Origin of the sequence: Flavobacterium sp. (assembly GCF_029945805.1) — a bacterium.
GTDB lineage: Bacteria > Bacteroidota > Bacteroidia > Flavobacteriales > Flavobacteriaceae > Flavobacterium.
In genome coordinates this window covers 1-19,318 of the sequence record NZ_JAQSDH010000025.1, presented here as the reverse complement: position 1 = coordinate 19,318, position 19,318 = coordinate 1, and the positions used below count along the sequence as shown (strand labels likewise).

Genomic DNA, 19,318 nt, shown 5'->3' with positions numbered 1-19,318 from the left:
CTATGAATATCAAACTTATAGCCATTGGCAAAACAGACAATAAAGCACTGCAAACACTAATTGACGAGTACAGCAAGCGTTTGTCGTTTTACATTAAGTTTGATTTAGAAATTATTCTGGATATAAAAAACGTAAAAAACCTTTCAGAGAATCAGCAGAAAGAAAAAGAAGGCGATTTAATTTTATCCAAAATTTCACCAACAGACCAACTAATTTTATTAGATGAAAACGGTAGTACATTTTCAAGCATTAATTTTGCGGACTATTTACAAAAAAAAATGAATTCGGGTGTAAAGACTTTGGTTTTTGTAATTGGCGGACCTTATGGTTTTAGTGATGAAGTGTATCAAAAAGCACAAGGAAAAATTTCGCTTTCGCTGATGACATTCTCCCACCAAATGGTACGTTTATTTTTTATCGAACAAGTATATCGTGGTTTTACGATTTTGAAAAACGAACCTTATCATCACCAATAGAAAGAGTGTGCCGTGTTCAGTTTTTAGTATTCAGGATATAAATGAGAGACTAATTTTATAGTTTCAACTGCTTCTTTCACATCGTGAACTCGCAGAATATTTGCTCCTTTTTGAAGTGCAATTGTATTCAAAACCGTCGTCCCGTTTAAAGCAAAATCGGCCGAAGTTTCTAACGTTTTATAAATCATCGATTTTCTGGAAACACCAACAAGTATCGGTAATTCCAGCATCTGAAATAATTCTAAATTTTTCATTACTTCAAAATTTTGTTCCAATGTTTTGGCGAAACCAAATCCAGGATCGATAATCAAATCATTGATTCCCAAACTTCGCGCTTCTGCTACTTTCTCCGAGAAATAGAACAGCATTTCCTTGGTGATATTTTCATAGTGTGCCAAACTTTGCATGGTTTGCGGATTGCCTTTCATGTGCATCATTACATACGGAACTTGAAGTTTAGCCACCGTTTTCATCATAGTTGCATCCAAACTTCCGGCAGAAATATCATTGATAATGCAAGCGCCGCTTTTAATTCCCGCTTTTGCAACATTGGCCCGGAAAGTATCTATTGAAATTAAAGTTTCTGGAAAATGTTTTAAAACCAATTCCACTATCGGAATCAAACGAGAAATTTCTTCATCTTCTGAAACAAATTCAGCACTTGGTTTGCTTGAATACGCTCCAATATCTATAAAAGCTGCTCCGTCTAAAAGCATTTTTTTTACTTGCGAAAGAACGCTTTTTTCATCAGAATGTTTACCTCCATCAAAGAACGAATTAGGCGTAACATTTAAAATTCCCATTACTTTGGGAGTTGATAAATCAATAAGTTTTCCAAGGCAGTTTATAGTCATATGGATTTTAAGATAGTTATAAGATATAGTACTTTGAACTTCAATCTTTATTCTTTACTTTTGAAAAAATTTGATACAAAGATACACTGAAAATGAGTAATACTTCTCAAGAATATGACAAGGTTATCGCGATTTGCCGACAACTTTATGCCAACAAAATGAAAGATTATGGAAGTGCTTGGAGAATCTTGAGATTGCCTTCCTTAACAGATCAAATTTACATAAAAGCGCAACGAATCAGAAGTTTACAGCAAAATGAAATCCGTAAAGTAGATGAAGACGAAACGGGTGAATTTATTGGAATTATCAACTATTCGATAATGGCTTTAATCCAATTGGATTTAGGCGTAGTAGAACAACCTGATTTGGATTCGGCGAAAGCAGTTTTTTTGTATGACGAAAAAGTGGCACTTACCAAAAAATTAATGGAAGACAAAAACCATGATTATGGTGAAGCTTGGCGCGAAATGCGAGTGAGTTCGCTGACCGATTTAATTCTTCAAAAGCTACTTCGCGTAAAGCAAATTGAAGATAATAAAGGCAAAACTTTAGTATCAGAAGGCATTGATGCCAACTATCAAGATATGATTAATTATTCCATTTTTGCATTAATTTTGATGAAATTTGGACAATAAAAACTAACGAATGGCTATTTCAAAAAACACAATTTCTTGGGGAATACGATACGTAATTTCATTCTTATTTCTGCTTTCTGCAGTGGCAAAATTATATCCATCACCTTATTTCGCAATTTCAACATTTGAAGTAAAACAGTTGTATCCAATGGGATTCTCTGAAACTTTTGCTCCTTACTTTTCACGTATTCTCATAGGAATTGAATTTGCTTTAGGACTATTGATTTTACAGAAGAACTTCTTGAGAAGCGTCGTAATTCCGGCAACTTTTTTATTACTAGCTGTTTTTACAGCGCATTTAACAATAGAAACCATCTCGAATGGGGGGAATTCAGGAAATTGTGGTTGCTTCGGAAGTTTGTTGCCGATGACGCCAATTGAAGCGATACTTAAAAATGTTGTGGCAATGGCATTGCTGGTTTGGCTTTTCATCATTATGCCCAAAGCAAACGAGAGTAAAGGCAACTTTTGGGTTTTGACAACAATTACATTTGCATCTATTTTGGCAATGTTTATGATTGCTCCTATTCAGCCGCTGGAAAGTAGTTTTAGTGTTTCAAGTCCAGAAGAAACTGCCACAGATACTGTTGAAACCACTATTGACAGTTCAAAAATTAATCTTACAACTCCAGTAACCATAAAAGACACTGTGAAAAAAGTAGAAGCGAACAAAGAAGAGCTAAAAGCTGAACTCACCGAACCTCCGAAACATAAATCGGGCTACACCCAATACTTTTCAAAAATTGATACTGGAAGAAAAACACTTTGCTTTTTTGTTCCGGGTTGTGATCATTGTCGTGTCGCTGCAAAAGAGTTGACCGAAATGAAGAAAACAAATAAAAATTTCCCTGAAGTTTTAATCATTTTTATGAATGAAGAAGCGGATTTGATTCCGGCTTTCTTTAAAGAAGCAGGTGCAGAATATCCATATAAAATCATTGAAGTCATTCCTTTTTGGAAAGTTCTTGGTGACGGAAAAGATACACCAGGCGTAAAATACCTTTGGAACGGAAATGATTACAAATATTACTTCGGTATTGGAGATAATAAATTTAATCCAATTGATTACCAAAAACTGATTAACAAGACGTATTTAGAGTTAAAAAAATAAATTTAATTGCTTTATCTTTTTACTATATTTAGACTTTAAAATTAGAGTTATGATGAAATATTTTATGTCCAGAAGCATAATGGAACGAGGATTAATTGGAATATTTCTTTGTATTCTTCTTTTTCTATTTGGATATTTTTTCGTTTTAAATTATGTTTCCACCTTAGAGAAACCGCCGTTAGGCAACACACTTTACATTTTGATCGGAAGTACCTTCAGTATTGTTTCTGTATTGGGAATTGGGGTAATTGTTAAGTATTTATACGACTACAACAAAAGAAAACTACGCCAAGAACGCAAAAGAAAAAAACATAAATTATTTTATTTAAAGGACAAAAGAAGATCTAGTAAAGAAAGAAAACTCGAATAAAACGCTCACTAATTAGACAATACATAATTCTATTATGAAAAAAATATTTATTTGCATGATTGTTACACTAACCACTTTAGGATGCAGTAATGCTCAGGACAAAGAATTTTCAAAAGAAAGTTTGACAAAAAAATTAATAACTCCAGAAAACACAGAAATCTCGTTTCAGGAAATTATAAAAAAACACAACGGTAAAATTACTGTAATTGAAGTATGGGCATCCTGGTGCAGTGATTGTGTGAAAGCAATGCCTAAAGTAAAACAAATGCAAAATGATTTCCCGAATGTAGATTTTGTTTTCCTATCGGTAGATAAGGCTTTTGACAAATGGCAGAACGGAATTCAGAATAATGAACTAACTGGTGATCATTATTGGATACCTGATGGAATGAAAGGTGATTTTGGTCAGTCCATTAAGTTGAATTGGATTCCGAGATATATAGTGATCGACAAAACAGGAAAAGTTGCCATTTATAAAGCAATTGAAACTGATTTTGAAAAAATGTACAAGCAAATAAAAAAATTAGAATAATGAGAAACAAAATCGTTGCGGGCAATTGGAAAATGCACAAAAATGCAGAAGAAACAGAGGATTTATTAAACGAATTAATTGATAAATTACCGAATGATGTAGAAGCACATATAATTGTTGCGCCAACATTTGTCAATCTTGCTTCGGCTGTGGATCATCTGGAGTTTACCAATATTGCCGTTGCTGCACAAAATATGAGTCAGTTTGAAAGTGGCGCCTACACCGGTGAAATTTCGGCAGATATGCTAAAAAGTATTGGTGTAAACATCGTAATTATTGGTCATTCTGAACGTCGTGCTTATTTTAATGAAACCGATTTTATTCTGGCAGAAAAAGTTACCACTGCATTAAACAATAATTTGACTGTGATATTTTGCTTTGGCGAAGAATTGAAAGACAGACAAAACAAGCACCATTTTAATTTAGTAGAAAATCAATTGCGCGATGGTTTATTCCACATCGAAAATAAAGATTGGGAAAATATCATATTAGCCTATGAACCCGTTTGGGCAATAGGAACTGGAGAAACTGCATCACCAGATCAAGCTCAGGAAATGCACCAATTTATTAGAGAAACGGTCCAAAAAAGATTTGGAAGTGATATCGCTGAAGAGGTTTCAATCCTTTATGGTGGCAGCGTAAAACCTGATAACGCAAAGGAAATCTTCTCAAAACCAGATGTTGATGGCGGCCTAATTGGTGGAGCAGCACTTAAAGCATCCGACTTCGCAGCAATCGTAAGATCAATATAAAGATAATTCTTATTAAATTATAAAACCTTTCATTTATTTGAAAGGTTTTTTTTATTATTTATATTCAATTCTACACTTTAACGATTTTTTGTGCATTTAATCGAATAAAACTTTTATTTTTACTCTTCATAAAAGTCAAAATCAAATGAAAACAAGTTTTGCCCTAATTCTTGTGTTTATATGCTCATTAAGTATACACGCACAAATTGATTCTCAAAAACGATTTCAATCGGATTCTCGAAAGTACTATGTTTGGAATAAAGAATTTGAAAAATACGAATTGAAAGAAACAGAATATGAGAATTCTGTGATAGATATTCGAGAAATTGGTTCGAAAACAAATGGATACATTGCGATAAGCATGGTTGATAATGGACAAGTGCGATTGCACCACGGTTCTATTACCGAATTTACACAAACAAGTGAAAACGAAGGAACATGGTTGATTCGTTCGAAATTCATGAGAGCAAAATTGGTTTATAACCCAAAAGAGAATACGATTACTTATTTGTATGACGCTGAAAATAAACGCTACAGCAAACTGATGATTTTCTCGGTCGTGCCAGATGCATTACCCAATGCGAGTTTAAAAACGGTAGTCAAAAACGACGATTAAAGTTTTTCTAAAATGCCTTCACGTAAGACTGTTGATTGTTATCTTTGCAAAAAAACAATCACATGTCAAATGTATATTTAGCTTACCATTTTTCGGTTGAACCAAAAGAATTAGGTTCCGAAATTTTAATCGCATTCCTTGGCGAAAAGCCTTTTGAAAGTTTCATTGAAACACCAAACGGATTCAGCGCTTTTATTCAGAAAGATCTTTGGACTAAAAACATATTAGATGATATTACTTTGTTACATTCTCCTGAATTCACTATTTCCCACACAATCGAAGAGATTGACCAAGTCAATTGGAATGAGGAATGGGAAAAAAACTTCGAAGCCATAGATGTAGACGGGAAATGTCATGTCCGTGCTCCTTTTCATCCTAAAACTAATGCAGAATTTGATATTATAATCGAACCTAAAATGAGCTTTGGAACCGGCCATCATGAAACTACACACATGATGATTCAACATCTTTTAGAAACGGATGTTACCAATATGAAAACGCTTGATATGGGTTGCGGAACCGCAATTCTTGCGATTCTTGCCGAAATGAAAGGTGCCAAACCCATTGATGCTATCGATATCGACAACTGGTGCTATCTGAATTCTATTGAGAATGGAGAACGTAATAATTGCACCCAAATTACTGTTTATGAAGGGGATGCTTCTTTACTAAAAGACAAAAAATACGATTTGATTATTGCTAATATTAATCGCAATATTTTGTTGAACGATATGCAGCAATATGTGGATTGTTTAAATAAAAACGGAATCCTTTTATTAAGCGGATTTTACACAGAAGATATTCCATTTATTGATGCTTCCTGCACTGAAAAAGGATTAACTTATGTTAAAAAATTCGAAAGAAATAATTGGACTTCTCTTAAATATGTAAATTAGCATTCGGAAATTTTAGCCTTGCAAAAGTAAATGAAAATGAGCACTATAGAAAAAGTTCAGGAAGACGTACTAGTCGAAGAACAAGTTGGAATCAACAACGAAATTGTATTGTATAATGATGATGTCAACACTTTTGATCATGTGATTGACACTCTAATCCGCGTTTGTCAACATTCGTCTGAACAAGCCGAACAATGCGCTATATTGGTTCACTATAAAGGAAAATGCACTGTTAAAACCGGTGCTTTTGATGAATTAAAACCACAATGCACGCAATTACTGGAAGCTGGTTTAAGTGCTGAGATAATTTAATTTCAGATTTTAAGATTTCAGATTAATAAAGCAGTCTAAAAAACTTTAATTTAGAACGCGAAATCTTTTAAAACTTCCAGTCGAATTCATCATTATCATTGATGATTGCACCAATTTCTACACGAATAATATCATTATATTCTGACTGTAGAATTAACCAATTACTTTCGTTAAAGTGGTTTTCGGTAGTGTCAAAATCTTCTTTGGTCCATGTTTTGAATGGCAATTCCGATTTTATATCTTCTACGTTTTTACCAATAATTTTTTTATCCAATAGCGTTGCATCCGGATTGGAACAGATGATATATCCCAATTGGAAATCTTCATCTTCATAAAACGTCAAACTCCATTTTTGCACATTATACAAACAGATAACATTTCCTTCTTCGTCATTATATTGTTTATCAGCTTTGCCATACAACGCTTCTACATCTTTTTGTTTCATGCCGAAAAGCAATTTACCGATACCGTTTTTAAGATTGATAATCATTTGAGTTTTGTATTATTAATTTTTACTAAAAGCTGTCAGCTAAAGCTGAAATCTTCACAAAGGTCGGAAAGTTTTTGAGAAAGTTGAAATCAGATTCATTAATTTTACACTATGCAAAACCTAAACAACTTAGAACACTTTTCAGAGAGTTTACCTAACACCGACCGTATGCCGGTGCTATTCTTAGGTCACGGAAGTCCGATGAATGCGATTGAGGAAAATGAATTTGTTACCGGATTTAGAAATGTGGCCAAAATTGTTCCAAAACCTACAGCAATTATATGTGTTTCGGCACATTGGTTTACCAACGGCACCAAAGTAACCGCTATGGAAATGCCACAAACGATTCACGATTTTGGTGGTTTTCCAAAAGCTTTGTTTGAAGTGCAGTATCCTGCAAAAGGAAATCCTGAATTGGCAAAAGCAACACAATCGCTTTTACTTCCTGAAGTAGTTGAATTAGATGAAAAATGGGGATTAGATCATGGTGCCTGGAGTGTTTTGCGCCATTTATATCCTAATGCTGATATTCCGGTAATTCAGCTCAGTATTGATTATACGAAACCAGCACAATATCATTTTGAATTGGCTCAAAAGCTAAGCAAACTGCGACATAAAGGAGTTCTAATTATGGGAAGTGGAAACATCGTACACAATTTGCGATTGGTTGATTTTCATAATTTTCACAAAGACGATTATGGATTTGATTGGGCAATTGAAGCCCGAAGCGCAATCAACAATTATCTTTTGGACGGTGATTTTCAATCGCTAATTGATTACGAAAAACAATCTTCAGCTATAAAACTAGCCATTCCGTCACCAGACCATTATTTACCCTTGATTTACACTCTAGGATTAAAGCAAAAAAATGAAGAACTTTCCTTGTTTAACGATAAACTATTGGCCGGAAGCCTCAGTATGACTTCGGTGAAGATTGGATAATCGCCTTATAAGTAAAGTAGTAATCAAAAAGGTTTAAACAAAACCCTGTAACGGTTAAATATTTAAACTAAGGTTTAAGCTTTTCTAATATTCAAACCTTCCAAACTCGCTGGTAATCGTGAGTTTTTTGGTTTCACTTGCTTCTACTCTACCCACAATTTGTGCTTCGACACCAAAAGATTGTGAAATTGCGATGATGTCGTTTGCGATTTCCTGCGAAACATATACTTCCATTCGGTGACCGCAGTTGAAAACTTGGTACATTTCTTTCCAATCGGTTTTTGATTGTTCTTGGATTAGCTTGAACAAGGGTGGAACTGGAAACAAATTGTCTTTTATTACATGCACATTATCTACAAAATGCAACACTTTGGTTTGTGCTCCACCAGAACAATGTACCATTCCGTGAATGTCTTTTGGAGTGTATTTATCTAATAGTACTTTAATGATTGGAGCATAAGTCCGTGTTGGTGACAGAACTAATTTTCCAGCATCTACGGGAGAATTTTCCACCTCATCCGTCAGTTTTGTATTTCCGGAATAAACTAAATCTGATGGTACAGCACTGTCAAAACTCTCAGGGTATTTAGTGGCTAAATAGTTGGCAAAAACATCATGACGTGCCGATGTCAATCCGTTGCTTCCCATTCCACCGTTATAGCCTTTTTCATATTTGGCCTGACCGAAAGATGCTAAACCAACAATCACATCACCCGCTTTGATATTGGCATTATCTACTACATCGCTGCGTTTCATTCGCGCTGTAACGGTTGAATCTACAATTATGGTTCGAACCAAATCACCAACATCAGCCGTTTCGCCACCGGTGGAATGAATCGTTACGCCAAACGTTTTCAGTTCGGCAATCAATTCTTCGGTTCCGTTGATAATCGCTGAAAGCACTTCGCCCGAAATGAGATTTTTATTTCTTCCAATAGTTGAGGAAAGCATGATATTATCAGTCGCACCAACGCAAAGCAAATCGTCAATATTCATAATCAATGCGTCTTGCGCAATGCCTTTCCATACCGAAATATCACCAGTTTCTTTCCAATACAGATAGGCTAAAGACGATTTTGTTCCGGCTCCATCGGCATGCATTATCAAACAATAATTTTCATCATTGGTCAAATAATCGGGCACAATTTTGCAAAAAGCTTTTGGAAATAAACCTTTGTCAATATTTTTAATAGCGTTGTGAACATCTTCTTTTGAAGCCGAAACCCCGCGAAGATTGTAACGTTGACTGTGATCAGAACTCATGAGTTGTAGTTAGTTGCCCGTCGACAGGCTCAGGGTAATGTTGTGCGGCAAAGATAGGAAAAGAAGGTAGATTTAAGAAGGCAGAAAGCAGATTTTTAGATTTAGTTCTGTAGTATCAGAATCTCAACGCGACGGTTTTCATCTTCTTGTTGCGCATTTTTTTCGGGAATGGGATGAATGGGTTTCGTAGTACCGAATCCTTTGAACGTCATGCGATTCTTATTTATTTTATTACGAAGCAAATAGTTGTAAATGGCGCGAGCGCGAGCAGTAGAAGTATTTGCAGGATCGCCAAAAGTTTGACAGCAAATGTGCCCTTGAATTTCTATTTTCAATTTTGGATTCTCTTCCATAGCGCAACGCAAATCATAAAGTGTTGGTTCTGATTTGGGAACAATTCGAGCCGAATTATTAAAGAAATAGATATTTGGTAACGCAATATATTCACCTACTTTGGAAGACTTTATTCTTTTAGTCAATTCACTTTCAATTGGTAAAATAGTAGCTTCATTATAAAAAATAATTACTTTTCTGTTTTCTGCTTGAATTTTTGATTGTTTGAACTCTTTTCCAAAAGCAACTTTATGCAACTCTTTACTAAATTTTAATCCACTTTTATCTAATAAAATCTGAACATTTTCGATACGTCTTTCAGACAACTTTATATTATAATTTTTGGTATCTATACTGTCGCAAAATCCTTGTAGTTTAGTGATTTCAACATCCTTGTTTTTAGAAATCCATTCGTTGATTTCTAGTATAGAAGCAGCATTTGGAAAGTCTTTATTAAAGTCGAAAAAAACTTCCACTTGTTTTTGTCCCAAGGATTTAATAGAAATAAGAAAAAATAATATGAGGATTTTGGACTTCATTATTTAGCTACTATTAAAATTTCCACTCGACGATTCGCAACGCGCTCATCTTCATTTTTTTCTGGCAAAGGATAAATTGGGTCTGTTCCTCCAAAACCTTTAAAAATAAGTCGATTTCTGCTAATTTGATTTTGAATTAAGAAATCATAAACCGTTTTTGCTCTACTAACTGAAAGTGATATTGCATCATCAGCATAACAACAAATGTGACTTTGAACTTCAATTTCTAGGCTCGGATTTTCATTCATAACTTGTAATAATTCGTTTAATACTGGTTCCGATATTGACAAAACTTGGCTAGTACCTCCATAAAAACAAATATTAGCGAGCTTAATTTTTTCACCTACTTTGGAGTTTATAATCAGTTTAGTAAGCTCACTTTCAATGGATAAAACTATAGGCTCATTATAAAAAATACTTACTTTTCTGTTTTCTGCTTGAATTTTTGACTGTTTGAACTCTTTTCCAAAAGCAACTTTATGCAACTCTTTACTAAATTTTAATCCACTTTTATCTAATAAAATCTGAACATTTTCGATACGTCTTTCAGACAACTTTATATTATAATTTTTGGTATCTATACTGTCGCAAAATCCTTGTAGTTTAGTGATTTCAACATCCTTGTTTTTAGAAATCCATTCGTTGATTTCTAGTATAGAAGCAGCATTTGGAAAGTCTTTATTAAAGTCGAAAAAAACTTCCACTTGTTTTTGTCCCAAGGATTTAATAGAAATAAGAAAAAATATGATGAGAATTTTAGACTTCATTATTTAGCTACTATTAAAATTTCCACTCTCCGGTTGGCAGCGCGTTGCTTTTCATTTCGTTCTGGCAAATGATAAATTGGATCATTGCTTCCGTACCCTTTATACGCCATTCGATTTACCTGAATTCCATAATTTTGTAAATATTTAAAAATTACTAGCGCTCTTCTATAGGATAACTTGGTATCATTCGGATTTGGATTGCAGCAAATATGTCCGTGAATTTCAATTACTAGTTTTGGACTATCGAGCATGATTTGCAACAATTCATCCAAAAGCGGCAGCGATTTATCCATTACTTTTTCCGAATTAAAATAGAAGTTAATGTTACTTATCCGAATCAAATCGCCTTTTTTAGCTTTCTCAAATTTTAAGGCTAAACCTGATTTTTCTTCAGCTACCAATGTCGCTAAATCCGTTAATATATAATCTTCGTCTTCTTTCGTTTCTTTGGTTTGGATCGCTTCAGCAACTTCTTTTGATTTTCCTGGAGTTTTACCGAATGGCGTTTCAACTTTTTTATCCGTTTTTATTTTCCCCTTTTTATCTGCAGAATTACTGTAAAAAACTTCCACTTTTCTATTTTCACTTTGGACTTTAGAATACTTAAAATCTTCGCCAAAAGATTTCAGTTCTACTTTATCAGTAACTTTAATGTTTTCATTTTTAAAAATTGCCAACATCGATTGTATTCTTCGCATGGCTAATTCTTTATTGTAATTCTTATTATCCACACTATCGGAATACCCTAAAACCTTTTTGATTTCCACCGTTTTATTCTCAGAAATCCATTGGTTGATTTTAATTTGCGATGCTTCATTTGGAGTATCTTGATTAAAATCGAAAAAAACATCCAATTTGTTTTGGCTAAAACCAAGCATTGAAATCAACATAACAAAAAGTAAAAGTAGATGTCTCATCTTAATTTTCAACGATTAGAATTTCAACTCTACGATTGGCAGCACGTTCTTTTTCATCTTTTTCTGGAATCGAATAAATTGGAACTGTGCTGCCAAAACCTTTATAAGACAATCGCGATTTACTAATTTCATGGAATACTAAAAAATTATAAATTGCTTTGGCTCTTTGCGTGGATAAATCGGTTCTATCAATAGGCATACAACATAAATGACCATGAATTTCAATTTTTAACGATGGGTTTTTCTGAAGAACCAAAAGCAATTCGAACAATTTTCCACGCGATTCATTCACTACAGCGAAAGTATTGATGATGAAATTTAGGTTCTCTATTTGCAGTTTTTCACCTTTCTTAGCATTACCCACTTTCTTCATAAACGCTCTATCGAGTTTAAACTCCGATTTGGTTCCGTTTGGATTATCGAATACTAATTTCTCTGGATATACTACTTCTTGCTTTGGTTCTTCAACAACAGGCTCTTTTTTAATTCCTAGGATTTCATCTTCACGCGGAATGTCTTTTTCGAGAATAAAATAAATAACAACCCTACGGTTTTCAGCTTTATTTGTGGATTGATCAAAAGTTTCACCAAAGCTTCTCGTCTTAAAATCTTCTCTTGTTTTTATTTGAGTTTTAACTGTAGTATAAATAAAGTTAACTCGTTTTTGGGATAATGTATCGTTGAATCCATTCGTTCCATCTTCATCAGTGAAACCGTGAATGGCAACGATTTTATTGTTTTTATTCTCTGAAATCCAAGTGTTTAGTCTTGTAGTCTCTTTTGGATTTAAATCAAATTTATTGCTCTCAAAATAGACCGTGAATTTCTCCTGAGCATAAGTCAGCATTGAAATCAGAATAAAAATAAAGATAAAATGATATTTCATGGGGTTTCAAAATATATCGAAAGTTACGATAAAATAGTTTCTGTTAATCAAATATAAAGCCATTATCAAAATGCTTAATCCAAATTACGATACTATTATCGAGAAAAGAATTACATTTGCCGCCTAAAAACTTAATAATGAAACAACTATTACTATTCTCATTTTTGTTTGTAACGCTAACTGCAAGTTCACAATCGGTGATACAATCGGTAAATTCTGGAAGTATTATTGGAACATCAGGTTCGGTTTCTGTGGGCGAAATTGTTGTAGTTCCAGAAAACCAATCGAGTTCGAGCTCAGGAATTATCGGAATTTTGGTTCAAACTCTTGAAGTTTCGCAATTGGAATTAAGTGAAAAAATTACTGTTTATCCAAATCCAACAACGGCTTCGATTTTCTTTCAAACCACAACTAGTCTTTTTGATGAAAAGGTTTCGATTTTCAATTTATCGGGACAATTGGTTTCTCAAAAACAAATTACAGCTGATAATGCTTTGGATTTATCTGAGCTTTCAACTGGAGTTTATCTGATTCAATTCACAAACAAAAACATAAAATCGTTTAAAATCATCAAACGTTAAGCTGCAATTGCAAAATTCAGTTGCAAAATTCAATTGCAATGTCAAACAACAATTTCAATTTATATAAATAAAAATCATGAAAAAATTATTACTAGTACTATCATTATTCATTTCATTACTGACTTATGCTCAAGTTCCACAAGGAATATCGTATCAGGCAATTGCTTTAAACGGTTCGGGAACTCCGGTTGTAAGTTCAAATGTAAGAGTCAAACTTTCTGTATTAGACGTTTCTGCTATAGGAAGCGTTATCTATTCAGAAACACATTTAAAAACTACCAATCCACAAGGATTATTCAACTTAACCATTGGACAAGGAACAGTAATTTCTGGAGTTTTTGCTTCTATCAATTGGGGGATCAATTCAAAATTCCTTAAAGTTGAAATGGATGCAACAGGCGGAACAACTTATGTTAGTGTTGGCACGACGCAATTGCTTTCTGTTCCTTATGCTTTGGCAGCAGACAGCTTAGTAACATCTGCAGGTGAAGGAATTACATTGGTGTCTCCAAACGGAACACCTTACCAATTGACCGTTACTGATAGTGGCGAATTGTCTTTACCTACTTCGAATACTACTGCGCCAAGTACTCCAAACAATTTTTACATGTATGGAACCTTCAATACATTTAATCCAACAACGGCACTGTTAATGGCTAACTACAATAGTGGCAACTTAGATCGATATGGTTACAAGTATTTAACCGCTGGTACCGAATTAAAGTTTTTAGCAACTAATAGTGTTAGTTCACCAATATATGGCGTTAATTTAAGTAATAATCTTCAAGTAAATGGATCAAGCTATTTAGTTGATTCTGCAGGCTATTACATAATTGATTTAGTTAATGGACAAAATCCTTCTTATCCGTTAAATGATTTTACTTTAACTGTTGGCTCTTTGTCGCCTATAATAGATTACGTTCTTACTTCTACAAATATAAATAGTACGTATTCAGTAGCTACAAATAAATTTTCTTTCACTGTAGCTATATCCGCCAATAACAATGCTTCTTTTTACTTTGACTATTATGATCCAAAAGGAAATTCTCACGGAGATAATCTTGCAGATGGAAGTATCGAAAGTAATGGCACACCAATTACCATAAGCAATACAGCTGCAACTCCTAAAAATTACAGAGTAGATTTAACTATAAACTTCAACGGTTCAGCATCTTACACAATAACACAACTTTAATCATGAATAAAATTTTACTTTTTAGTTTATTATTAGTAAGCTTTTTTACGATTGCTCAAGTTCCACAAGGAATATCCTATCAGGCAATTGCTTTAAACGGTTCGGGAACTGCAGTTGTTAGTTCTACTGTGAGAGTCAAACTTTCTGTATTAGACGTTTCTGCTATAGGAAGCGTTATCTATTCAGAAACACATTTAAAAACTACCAATCCACAAGGATTATTCAACTTAACCATTGGACAAGGAACAGTAATTTCTGGAGTTTTTGCTTCTATCAATTGGGGGATCAATTCAAAATTCCTTAAAGTTGAAATGGATGCAACAGGCGGAACGGCTTATGTAACTGTTGGTACTACGCAATTACTTTCTGTTCCTTATGCTTTAGCAGCCGGAAGTTTAAGTGGCTCATCTGCTAATGAGAGTATTGAAGAGAATAAATATGCCAATTTTGCTTTCGCAGATAACGGTCAAAGTAAGGTTTATGCATTTAATTCAAACACGAGTACTTGGGTTATGCAAAATGGATATGCTGGAACTACTTTAATAAGTTCAAACGGAAATTTCGCTTTTGCTGATAATGGGCAAAGTGAAGTTTATGTGTTTAATAAAATTACCGGAACTTGGGTAATGCAAAATGGATATGCTGGAACTACTTTAGTAACTTCAAATGGAAATTTCGCTTTTGCCGATAATGGACAGAGTGAAGTTTATGCTTTTAATAAAACTACTGGAACCTGGGTTATTCAAAACGGATATGCTGGAACTACTTTAGTAAGTTCAAATGGAAATTTCGCTTTTGCTGATAATGGGCAAAGTAAAGTTTATGCTTTTAATAAAACTACTGGAACTTGGGTAATGCAAAATGGATATGCTGGAGCTACTTTGGTAAGTTCAAACGGAAATTTTGCTTTTACTGACAATGGTCAAAATAAAGTTTACACATTTAATAAAAACACAGGAACTTGGGTAATGCAAAATGGATATGCAGGTACAACACTTATCTCATCGCCTTCAAACTAATTTATAATAAAACTTGCTAAAATTAATTTTAGCAAGTTTTATTTATTTTTTCCTATCATAAAATTATCTAGTAAACAATAACTCTCTGTATTTAGTTAAGGTCCAAATTTCATCATCAACCAAAAGTTCTAGTTTATCACAGTGCACTCTAATTTCATCAAAGTAGGGTTTCACTTTATCGCAATACCTTTCGGCCATTTCTTGAGCATCAGTTAAAACGTTTGCTTTTTTACGCGCTTCAGTCATTGCTTCCACTTTAGTGATAATTCCTTCTATATGAACTGAAATTTCCTTGATAAGTACGATTTGCTCTTTTGCAATTTTCTCAAAGTCTTTCCCGAAGATTTCTTTCAATCCACGCACGTTTTCAATCAAAGTATTTTGATACCGTATTGCTGTTGGAATGACATGATTACTAGCAATATCGCCTAAAACTCTTCCTTCTATTTGGATCTTTTTTGTGTATTCTTCCAATTCAATTTCGTAACGCGCTTCAACCTCAACATGATTCATCACTTTTAATTCGCTAAATAAATCCAATGCTTTTTGAGAAACTTTAGCTTTTAATGCCGCTGGAGTTGTTTTATGATTGCTCAAGCCGCGTTTTTTAGCTTCCTTTTCCCAAGCTTCACTATAACCATCTCCTTCAAAAAGAATCGCTTTGGTTCCTTTGATATATTCTCTTAATACATTAAAAATAGCTTCGTCTTTCTTTAAATCTTTAGTTTCGATTAAAACATCAACTTCTTTTTTAAAATCTTTCAATTGTTTTGCAACGATAGAGTTCAAAGTGGTCATTGCATTAGCACAATTTGCAGAAGAACCGACTGCACGGAATTCAAATTTATTTCCTGTGAATGCAAATGGTGAGGTTCGGTTTCTATCTGTATTATCCAACATTACATCTGGAATTTTACCGACTACGTTTAATTTTAAATCTGTTTTTTCTTCTGGAGATAGTTTCCCTTTGGAAACACCTTCTAATTCGGCTAAAACTTTCGTCAATTGTTGACCAATAAAAACCGAAATAATTGCGGGTGGCGCCTCATTTGCACCTAATCTATGATCATTACTCGCCGTTGCTATCGCCGCACGAAGTAATTCTTCATAGTCATTAACCGCTTTGATTGTATTGATGAAAAAAGATAAAAATTGTAAATTACTCATTGGTGTTTTACTTGGAGATAATAAATTCACTCCAGTATCTGTGGCCAACGACCAATTGTTGTGTTTTCCCGAACCATTTACACCTTGAAATGGTTTTTCGTGAAACAACACTTTAAAATCATGACGTTCCCCAACTTTAGACATTACATCCATTAAAAGTGAATTGTGGTCAACGGCTAAGTTAGTTTCTTCAAAAATCGGAGCCAATTCAAATTGATTTGGTGCCACTTCATTGTGGCGTGTCTTAACTGGAATTCCGAGTAACATACATTCTTCTTCCAATTCTCTCATATAATTCAAAGCACGAGACGGAATGGAACCAAAATAATGATCATCTAATTGTTGTCCTTTTGCAGAAGTATGTCCAAGCAACGTTCGTCCTGTCATCATTAAATCGGGACGTGAATTTGCTAAAGAAGAATCCACTAAGAAATATTCTTGTTCCCAACCTAAAGTGGCGGTTACTTTTTTGACGTTTTTATCAAAATACTTACAAACATCAGTTGCAGCTTCATCAACAGCGTTTAATGCACGTAAAAGTGGTGTTTTATAATCTAAAGCTTCACCTGTATACGAGATGAAAACCGTGGGAATACATAAAGTGGTACCGAAAATAAATGCAGGAGAAGTTGGATCCCAAGCGGTATATCCACGAGCTTCAAATGTATTTCTGATACCCCCATTTGGAAAAGATGACGCGTCTGGTTCTTGTTGTACTAATTGTCCCCCACCAAATTTTTCAACGGCATCTGAACCATCATAAGAAGTTTCAAAAAATGCATCATGTTTCTCGGCTGTTGTTCCTGTTAAAGGTTGAAACCAATGTGTATAATGAGTTACTCCTTTGGATAAAGCCCATTCCTTCATTCCCATTGCGATATAATCGGCAAGCTTTCTGTCAATTTTTGTTCCATGCTGAACTGCATCTTTCACGCCTTTGTGAGCATCTGAAGTTAAGAATTGCTTCATTGCCTTATCATTAAATACATTTGCACCGAAAAGATCTGATTTTCTTCCGGCTTCTTCAAATTTTACAGGTTTTCTACCTGATGCATCTTTTAATGCTTGGAAACGTAAAGTTGACATAAATTTTAATTTTTAATGTTATACCCTATTTATTTGACACAAATATAATAATATTTTAAATATAAAGATAGTACACCCTATTTTTTTTAGGGTAAAAACAATAAATAGTATACTTTTAAATAATTCACATAAAATAGTTAAAAAATATTCCCTTAACTAGTCATTCTATTATATTTGCAAAATCAAAACAAACTATCATGATTGTCTGGATTATTTTTTTAGCAACTATTTTTATTTTTTTAGCTCTTGATTTAGGCGTATTTAATAAAACCCCTCACATTATTAGTTCTAAAGAAGCCGGGGTTTGGACCGGGGTTTGGGTATCACTTTCTTTTACTTTCTCTGTAATTATAAATTGGCTTTACAGCAATCAATATATTGCTAATCCTACGGGGATTACACCGTCAGAAGCCATGATAAAATATATCACCGGATACCTTATCGAATTGTCATTAAGTATTGATAACATTTTTATTATTGCTGTGATTTTTGCTTCTTTTAAAATAGCCCAAAAGTACCAACACAGAGTTTTGTTTTGGGGCATATTGGGAGCAATTGTTTTCAGAGGTTTGATGATTTTCTTTGGTGTTATACTTATCAATAAATTCAGTTGGATGACTTATTTATTTGGAGCATTCTTACTGTTTACTGCATTTAAAATGCTATTCAAGAAAGAAGAAGAAGATTTTGATCCAAAAAAATCATTTGTTTATCGAGTTATTGGCAAATTTATTCCCATAACAACTCACACGGAGAAAGAACATTTTTTTACTAGAATTAATGGAATCAATCACGCAACGCCTCTTTTTGTTGCTCTGTTGGTTATTGAAGTAATGGATATGCTTTTTGCTTTAGATAGTGTTCCTGCCATCTTAGCAATTACATCAGACCCTTTTTTAGTGTTCAGCTCTAATATTTTTGCAATTCTTGGATTGCGCTCTATGTATTTCTTTTTGGCGAATATGTTAGAGAAATTCAGCTTCTTAGAATACAGCTTAATTGCAATTTTAACTTTTGTTGGAATTAAGATGCTTGTAGTTCATTATTATAAATTTCCGGAGTGGGTTTCATTAGGATTTATAGGACTGGCACTTGTTGTAGGCATTGTAGTTTCCATGAGACGAAAAGATACTTTATAAGTTTTAAGTACTTTATAATAAAACAAATAAGTTGGCTTTACCATGGGGTCACAAACTTCTTTATTCCTTCATTTCAATACTTTTTATCTTAAAAGCCTCGAAGTATACTTTAAAAAAAACTTCAAAATAGAATGAGAATTCATTAGGATTTTATTTGAACTTTGTTCGGACTTTGTTCGGACTTTGTTCGAGGTTGTAGTACTCTTATCGAGCTTTTACCGAAGTAAACCCGAACAAAGACAAAACATGACCCAAACAGCTTACTTAATTGAGTTACATAATTTAGTCCGCAAACTTTACACACTACTTTAGAGTAGGTAATTTTATATTCTGTATCCTATTGAAGAACACGAACACACACAAAGAAACTATTTTTTGTAGATTATTGACTAGTCCTAAATAATCGATACAGATTATAAGACAAAAATAGATAGATTAAA

General features: G+C 33.7%; 22 protein-coding genes. 14 read left to right on the top strand and 8 right to left on the bottom strand.

Annotated features, from left to right (window positions below; all coding sequences use genetic code 11):
• Nucleotides 1–2: 2 nt before the first annotated feature.
• Nucleotides 3–476: a 23S rRNA (pseudouridine(1915)-N(3))-methyltransferase RlmH gene (gene rlmH / locus PSU83_RS06490; protein ID WP_300588093.1), complete on the top strand. Its 474-nt coding sequence runs from the start codon at nt 3–5 to the stop codon at nt 474–476.
• Nucleotides 477–499: 23 nt separating this feature from the next.
• On the opposite strand, the gene folP is transcribed toward rlmH, so the two are convergent.
• Complete coding sequence (folP, locus tag PSU83_RS06485) at nt 500–1,330, bottom strand: dihydropteroate synthase (RefSeq protein WP_300588091.1); 831 nt, start codon at nt 1,328–1,330, stop codon at nt 500–502.
• A 92-nt stretch (nt 1,331–1,422) separates the two neighbouring features.
• On the opposite strand from folP, the gene PSU83_RS06480 reads away from it, so the two are divergent.
• The 8 genes from PSU83_RS06480 to PSU83_RS06445 all read left to right on the top strand — a co-directional run bounded on the left by PSU83_RS06480 (nt 1,423) and on the right by PSU83_RS06445 (nt 6,554).
• Nucleotides 1,423–1,965, top strand: coding sequence for a DUF1599 domain-containing protein (locus tag PSU83_RS06480; RefSeq protein ID WP_300588089.1), 543 nt, complete (start codon nt 1,423–1,425; stop codon nt 1,963–1,965).
• Nucleotides 1,966–1,975: 10 nt separating this feature from the next.
• The gene (locus PSU83_RS06475) at nt 1,976–3,076 is read left to right on the top strand and encodes a MauE/DoxX family redox-associated membrane protein (RefSeq protein ID WP_300588087.1); all 1,101 of its coding nucleotides are present in this window, start codon (nt 1,976–1,978) and stop codon (nt 3,074–3,076) included.
• Between the two features lie 49 nt (nt 3,077–3,125).
• Nucleotides 3,126–3,446: a hypothetical protein gene (locus PSU83_RS06470; protein WP_300588085.1), complete on the top strand. Its 321-nt coding sequence runs from the start codon at nt 3,126–3,128 to the stop codon at nt 3,444–3,446.
• A gap of 34 nt (nt 3,447–3,480) precedes the next feature.
• Nucleotides 3,481–3,978: a thioredoxin-like domain-containing protein gene (locus PSU83_RS06465; RefSeq protein ID WP_300588083.1), complete on the top strand. Its 498-nt coding sequence runs from the start codon at nt 3,481–3,483 to the stop codon at nt 3,976–3,978.
• On the top strand, nt 3,978–4,730 hold the full coding sequence (tpiA, locus tag PSU83_RS06460) for a triose-phosphate isomerase (protein ID WP_300588081.1): 753 nt from the start codon (nt 3,978–3,980) through the stop codon (nt 4,728–4,730). The genes PSU83_RS06465 and tpiA overlap by 1 nt, the downstream gene beginning before the upstream one ends.
• A 145-nt stretch (nt 4,731–4,875) precedes the next feature.
• Nucleotides 4,876–5,346, top strand: a complete 471-nt coding sequence (locus tag PSU83_RS06455; RefSeq protein WP_300588079.1) for a hypothetical protein — start codon at nt 4,876–4,878, stop codon at nt 5,344–5,346.
• A 62-nt stretch (nt 5,347–5,408) separates the two neighbouring features.
• Complete coding sequence (gene prmA, locus PSU83_RS06450) at nt 5,409–6,242, top strand: 50S ribosomal protein L11 methyltransferase (RefSeq protein WP_300588077.1); 834 nt, start codon at nt 5,409–5,411, stop codon at nt 6,240–6,242.
• 36 nt (nt 6,243–6,278) lie between these two features.
• Complete coding sequence (locus tag PSU83_RS06445; protein ID WP_300588075.1) at nt 6,279–6,554, top strand: ATP-dependent Clp protease adaptor ClpS; 276 nt, start codon at nt 6,279–6,281, stop codon at nt 6,552–6,554.
• Between the two features lie 67 nt (nt 6,555–6,621).
• On the opposite strand, the gene PSU83_RS06440 is transcribed toward PSU83_RS06445, so the two are convergent.
• Nucleotides 6,622–7,044, bottom strand: coding sequence for a hypothetical protein (locus PSU83_RS06440; protein WP_300588073.1), 423 nt, complete (start codon nt 7,042–7,044; stop codon nt 6,622–6,624).
• Nucleotides 7,045–7,155: 111 nt separating this feature from the next.
• Between PSU83_RS06440 and ygiD the strand changes: the two genes are divergently transcribed.
• The gene (ygiD, locus tag PSU83_RS06435) at nt 7,156–7,986 is read left to right on the top strand and encodes a 4,5-DOPA dioxygenase extradiol (RefSeq protein ID WP_300588071.1); all 831 of its coding nucleotides are present in this window, start codon (nt 7,156–7,158) and stop codon (nt 7,984–7,986) included.
• 84 nt (nt 7,987–8,070) lie between these two features.
• Here ygiD and PSU83_RS06430 read toward each other — a convergent pair whose 3' ends face one another.
• From PSU83_RS06430 to PSU83_RS06410, 5 genes are all read right to left on the bottom strand, one after another.
• Nucleotides 8,071–9,249, bottom strand: coding sequence for an AIR synthase related protein (locus PSU83_RS06430; protein ID WP_300588069.1), 1,179 nt, complete (start codon nt 9,247–9,249; stop codon nt 8,071–8,073).
• 101 nt (nt 9,250–9,350) lie between these two features.
• The gene (locus tag PSU83_RS06425; protein WP_300588067.1) at nt 9,351–10,121 is read right to left on the bottom strand and encodes an OmpA family protein; all 771 of its coding nucleotides are present in this window, start codon (nt 10,119–10,121) and stop codon (nt 9,351–9,353) included.
• The gene (locus PSU83_RS06420) at nt 10,121–10,888 is read right to left on the bottom strand and encodes an OmpA family protein (protein ID WP_300588065.1); all 768 of its coding nucleotides are present in this window, start codon (nt 10,886–10,888) and stop codon (nt 10,121–10,123) included. Before PSU83_RS06420 ends, PSU83_RS06425 begins: the two co-directional genes overlap by 1 nt.
• A complete protein-coding gene (locus PSU83_RS06415; RefSeq protein ID WP_300588063.1) occupies nt 10,888–11,805 on the bottom strand; it encodes an OmpA family protein in 918 nt (305 codons plus the stop codon). Before PSU83_RS06415 ends, PSU83_RS06420 begins: the two co-directional genes overlap by 1 nt.
• A 1-nt stretch (nt 11,806) precedes the next feature.
• A complete protein-coding gene (locus PSU83_RS06410) occupies nt 11,807–12,691 on the bottom strand; it encodes an OmpA family protein (RefSeq protein WP_300588061.1) in 885 nt (294 codons plus the stop codon).
• 137 nt (nt 12,692–12,828) lie between these two features.
• On the opposite strand from PSU83_RS06410, the gene PSU83_RS06405 reads away from it, so the two are divergent.
• The 3 genes from PSU83_RS06405 (at nt 12,829) to PSU83_RS06395 (ending at nt 15,486) form a co-directional block, all read left to right on the top strand.
• A complete protein-coding gene (locus PSU83_RS06405; protein ID WP_300588059.1) occupies nt 12,829–13,272 on the top strand; it encodes a T9SS type A sorting domain-containing protein in 444 nt (147 codons plus the stop codon).
• A gap of 76 nt (nt 13,273–13,348) precedes the next feature.
• The gene (locus PSU83_RS06400) at nt 13,349–14,467 is read left to right on the top strand and encodes a hypothetical protein (protein WP_300588057.1); all 1,119 of its coding nucleotides are present in this window, start codon (nt 13,349–13,351) and stop codon (nt 14,465–14,467) included.
• A gap of 2 nt (nt 14,468–14,469) precedes the next feature.
• Nucleotides 14,470–15,486 carry a hypothetical protein gene (locus PSU83_RS06395; RefSeq protein ID WP_300588055.1) on the top strand — a complete coding sequence of 339 codons (1,017 nt, stop codon included), beginning with the start codon at nt 14,470–14,472 and terminating at the stop codon, nt 15,484–15,486.
• Between the two features lie 63 nt (nt 15,487–15,549).
• Here the strand turns inward: PSU83_RS06395 and PSU83_RS06390 are convergent, their stop codons facing one another.
• Nucleotides 15,550–17,739: a glutamine synthetase III gene (locus PSU83_RS06390; protein WP_300588053.1), complete on the bottom strand. Its 2,190-nt coding sequence runs from the start codon at nt 17,737–17,739 to the stop codon at nt 15,550–15,552.
• 197 nt (nt 17,740–17,936) lie between these two features.
• Here PSU83_RS06390 and PSU83_RS06385 point away from each other — a divergent pair, with 197 nt between their 5' ends.
• Nucleotides 17,937–18,878: a TerC family protein gene (locus PSU83_RS06385; protein WP_300588051.1), complete on the top strand. Its 942-nt coding sequence runs from the start codon at nt 17,937–17,939 to the stop codon at nt 18,876–18,878.
• Nucleotides 18,879–19,318 lie beyond the last annotated feature (440 nt).

Bases quoted from the DNA above. Each gene is read 5' to 3' on its own strand.
- rlmH (WP_300588093.1), top strand. From the start codon at position 3: ATGAATATCAAACTTATAGCCATTGGCAAAACAGACAATAAAGCACTG.
- folP (WP_300588091.1), bottom strand. From the start codon at position 1,330: ATGACTATAAACTGCCTTGGAAAACTTATTGATTTATCAACTCCCAAA.
- PSU83_RS06480 (WP_300588089.1), top strand. From the start codon at position 1,423: ATGAGTAATACTTCTCAAGAATATGACAAGGTTATCGCGATTTGCCGA.
- PSU83_RS06475 (WP_300588087.1), top strand. From the start codon at position 1,976: ATGGCTATTTCAAAAAACACAATTTCTTGGGGAATACGATACGTAATT.
- PSU83_RS06470 (WP_300588085.1), top strand. From the start codon at position 3,126: ATGATGAAATATTTTATGTCCAGAAGCATAATGGAACGAGGATTAATT.
- PSU83_RS06465 (WP_300588083.1), top strand. From the start codon at position 3,481: ATGAAAAAAATATTTATTTGCATGATTGTTACACTAACCACTTTAGGA.
- tpiA (WP_300588081.1), top strand. From the start codon at position 3,978: ATGAGAAACAAAATCGTTGCGGGCAATTGGAAAATGCACAAAAATGCA.
- PSU83_RS06455 (WP_300588079.1), top strand. From the start codon at position 4,876: ATGAAAACAAGTTTTGCCCTAATTCTTGTGTTTATATGCTCATTAAGT.
- prmA (WP_300588077.1), top strand. From the start codon at position 5,409: ATGTCAAATGTATATTTAGCTTACCATTTTTCGGTTGAACCAAAAGAA.
- PSU83_RS06445 (WP_300588075.1), top strand. From the start codon at position 6,279: ATGAGCACTATAGAAAAAGTTCAGGAAGACGTACTAGTCGAAGAACAA.
- PSU83_RS06440 (WP_300588073.1), bottom strand. From the start codon at position 7,044: ATGATTATCAATCTTAAAAACGGTATCGGTAAATTGCTTTTCGGCATG.
- ygiD (WP_300588071.1), top strand. From the start codon at position 7,156: ATGCAAAACCTAAACAACTTAGAACACTTTTCAGAGAGTTTACCTAAC.
- PSU83_RS06430 (WP_300588069.1), bottom strand. From the start codon at position 9,249: ATGAGTTCTGATCACAGTCAACGTTACAATCTTCGCGGGGTTTCGGCT.
- PSU83_RS06425 (WP_300588067.1), bottom strand. From the start codon at position 10,121: ATGAAGTCCAAAATCCTCATATTATTTTTTCTTATTTCTATTAAATCC.
- PSU83_RS06420 (WP_300588065.1), bottom strand. From the start codon at position 10,888: ATGAAGTCTAAAATTCTCATCATATTTTTTCTTATTTCTATTAAATCC.
- PSU83_RS06415 (WP_300588063.1), bottom strand. From the start codon at position 11,805: ATGAGACATCTACTTTTACTTTTTGTTATGTTGATTTCAATGCTTGGT.
- PSU83_RS06410 (WP_300588061.1), bottom strand. From the start codon at position 12,691: ATGAAATATCATTTTATCTTTATTTTTATTCTGATTTCAATGCTGACT.
- PSU83_RS06405 (WP_300588059.1), top strand. From the start codon at position 12,829: ATGAAACAACTATTACTATTCTCATTTTTGTTTGTAACGCTAACTGCA.
- PSU83_RS06400 (WP_300588057.1), top strand. From the start codon at position 13,349: ATGAAAAAATTATTACTAGTACTATCATTATTCATTTCATTACTGACT.
- PSU83_RS06395 (WP_300588055.1), top strand. From the start codon at position 14,470: ATGAATAAAATTTTACTTTTTAGTTTATTATTAGTAAGCTTTTTTACG.
- PSU83_RS06390 (WP_300588053.1), bottom strand. From the start codon at position 17,739: ATGTCAACTTTACGTTTCCAAGCATTAAAAGATGCATCAGGTAGAAAA.
- PSU83_RS06385 (WP_300588051.1), top strand. From the start codon at position 17,937: ATGATTGTCTGGATTATTTTTTTAGCAACTATTTTTATTTTTTTAGCT.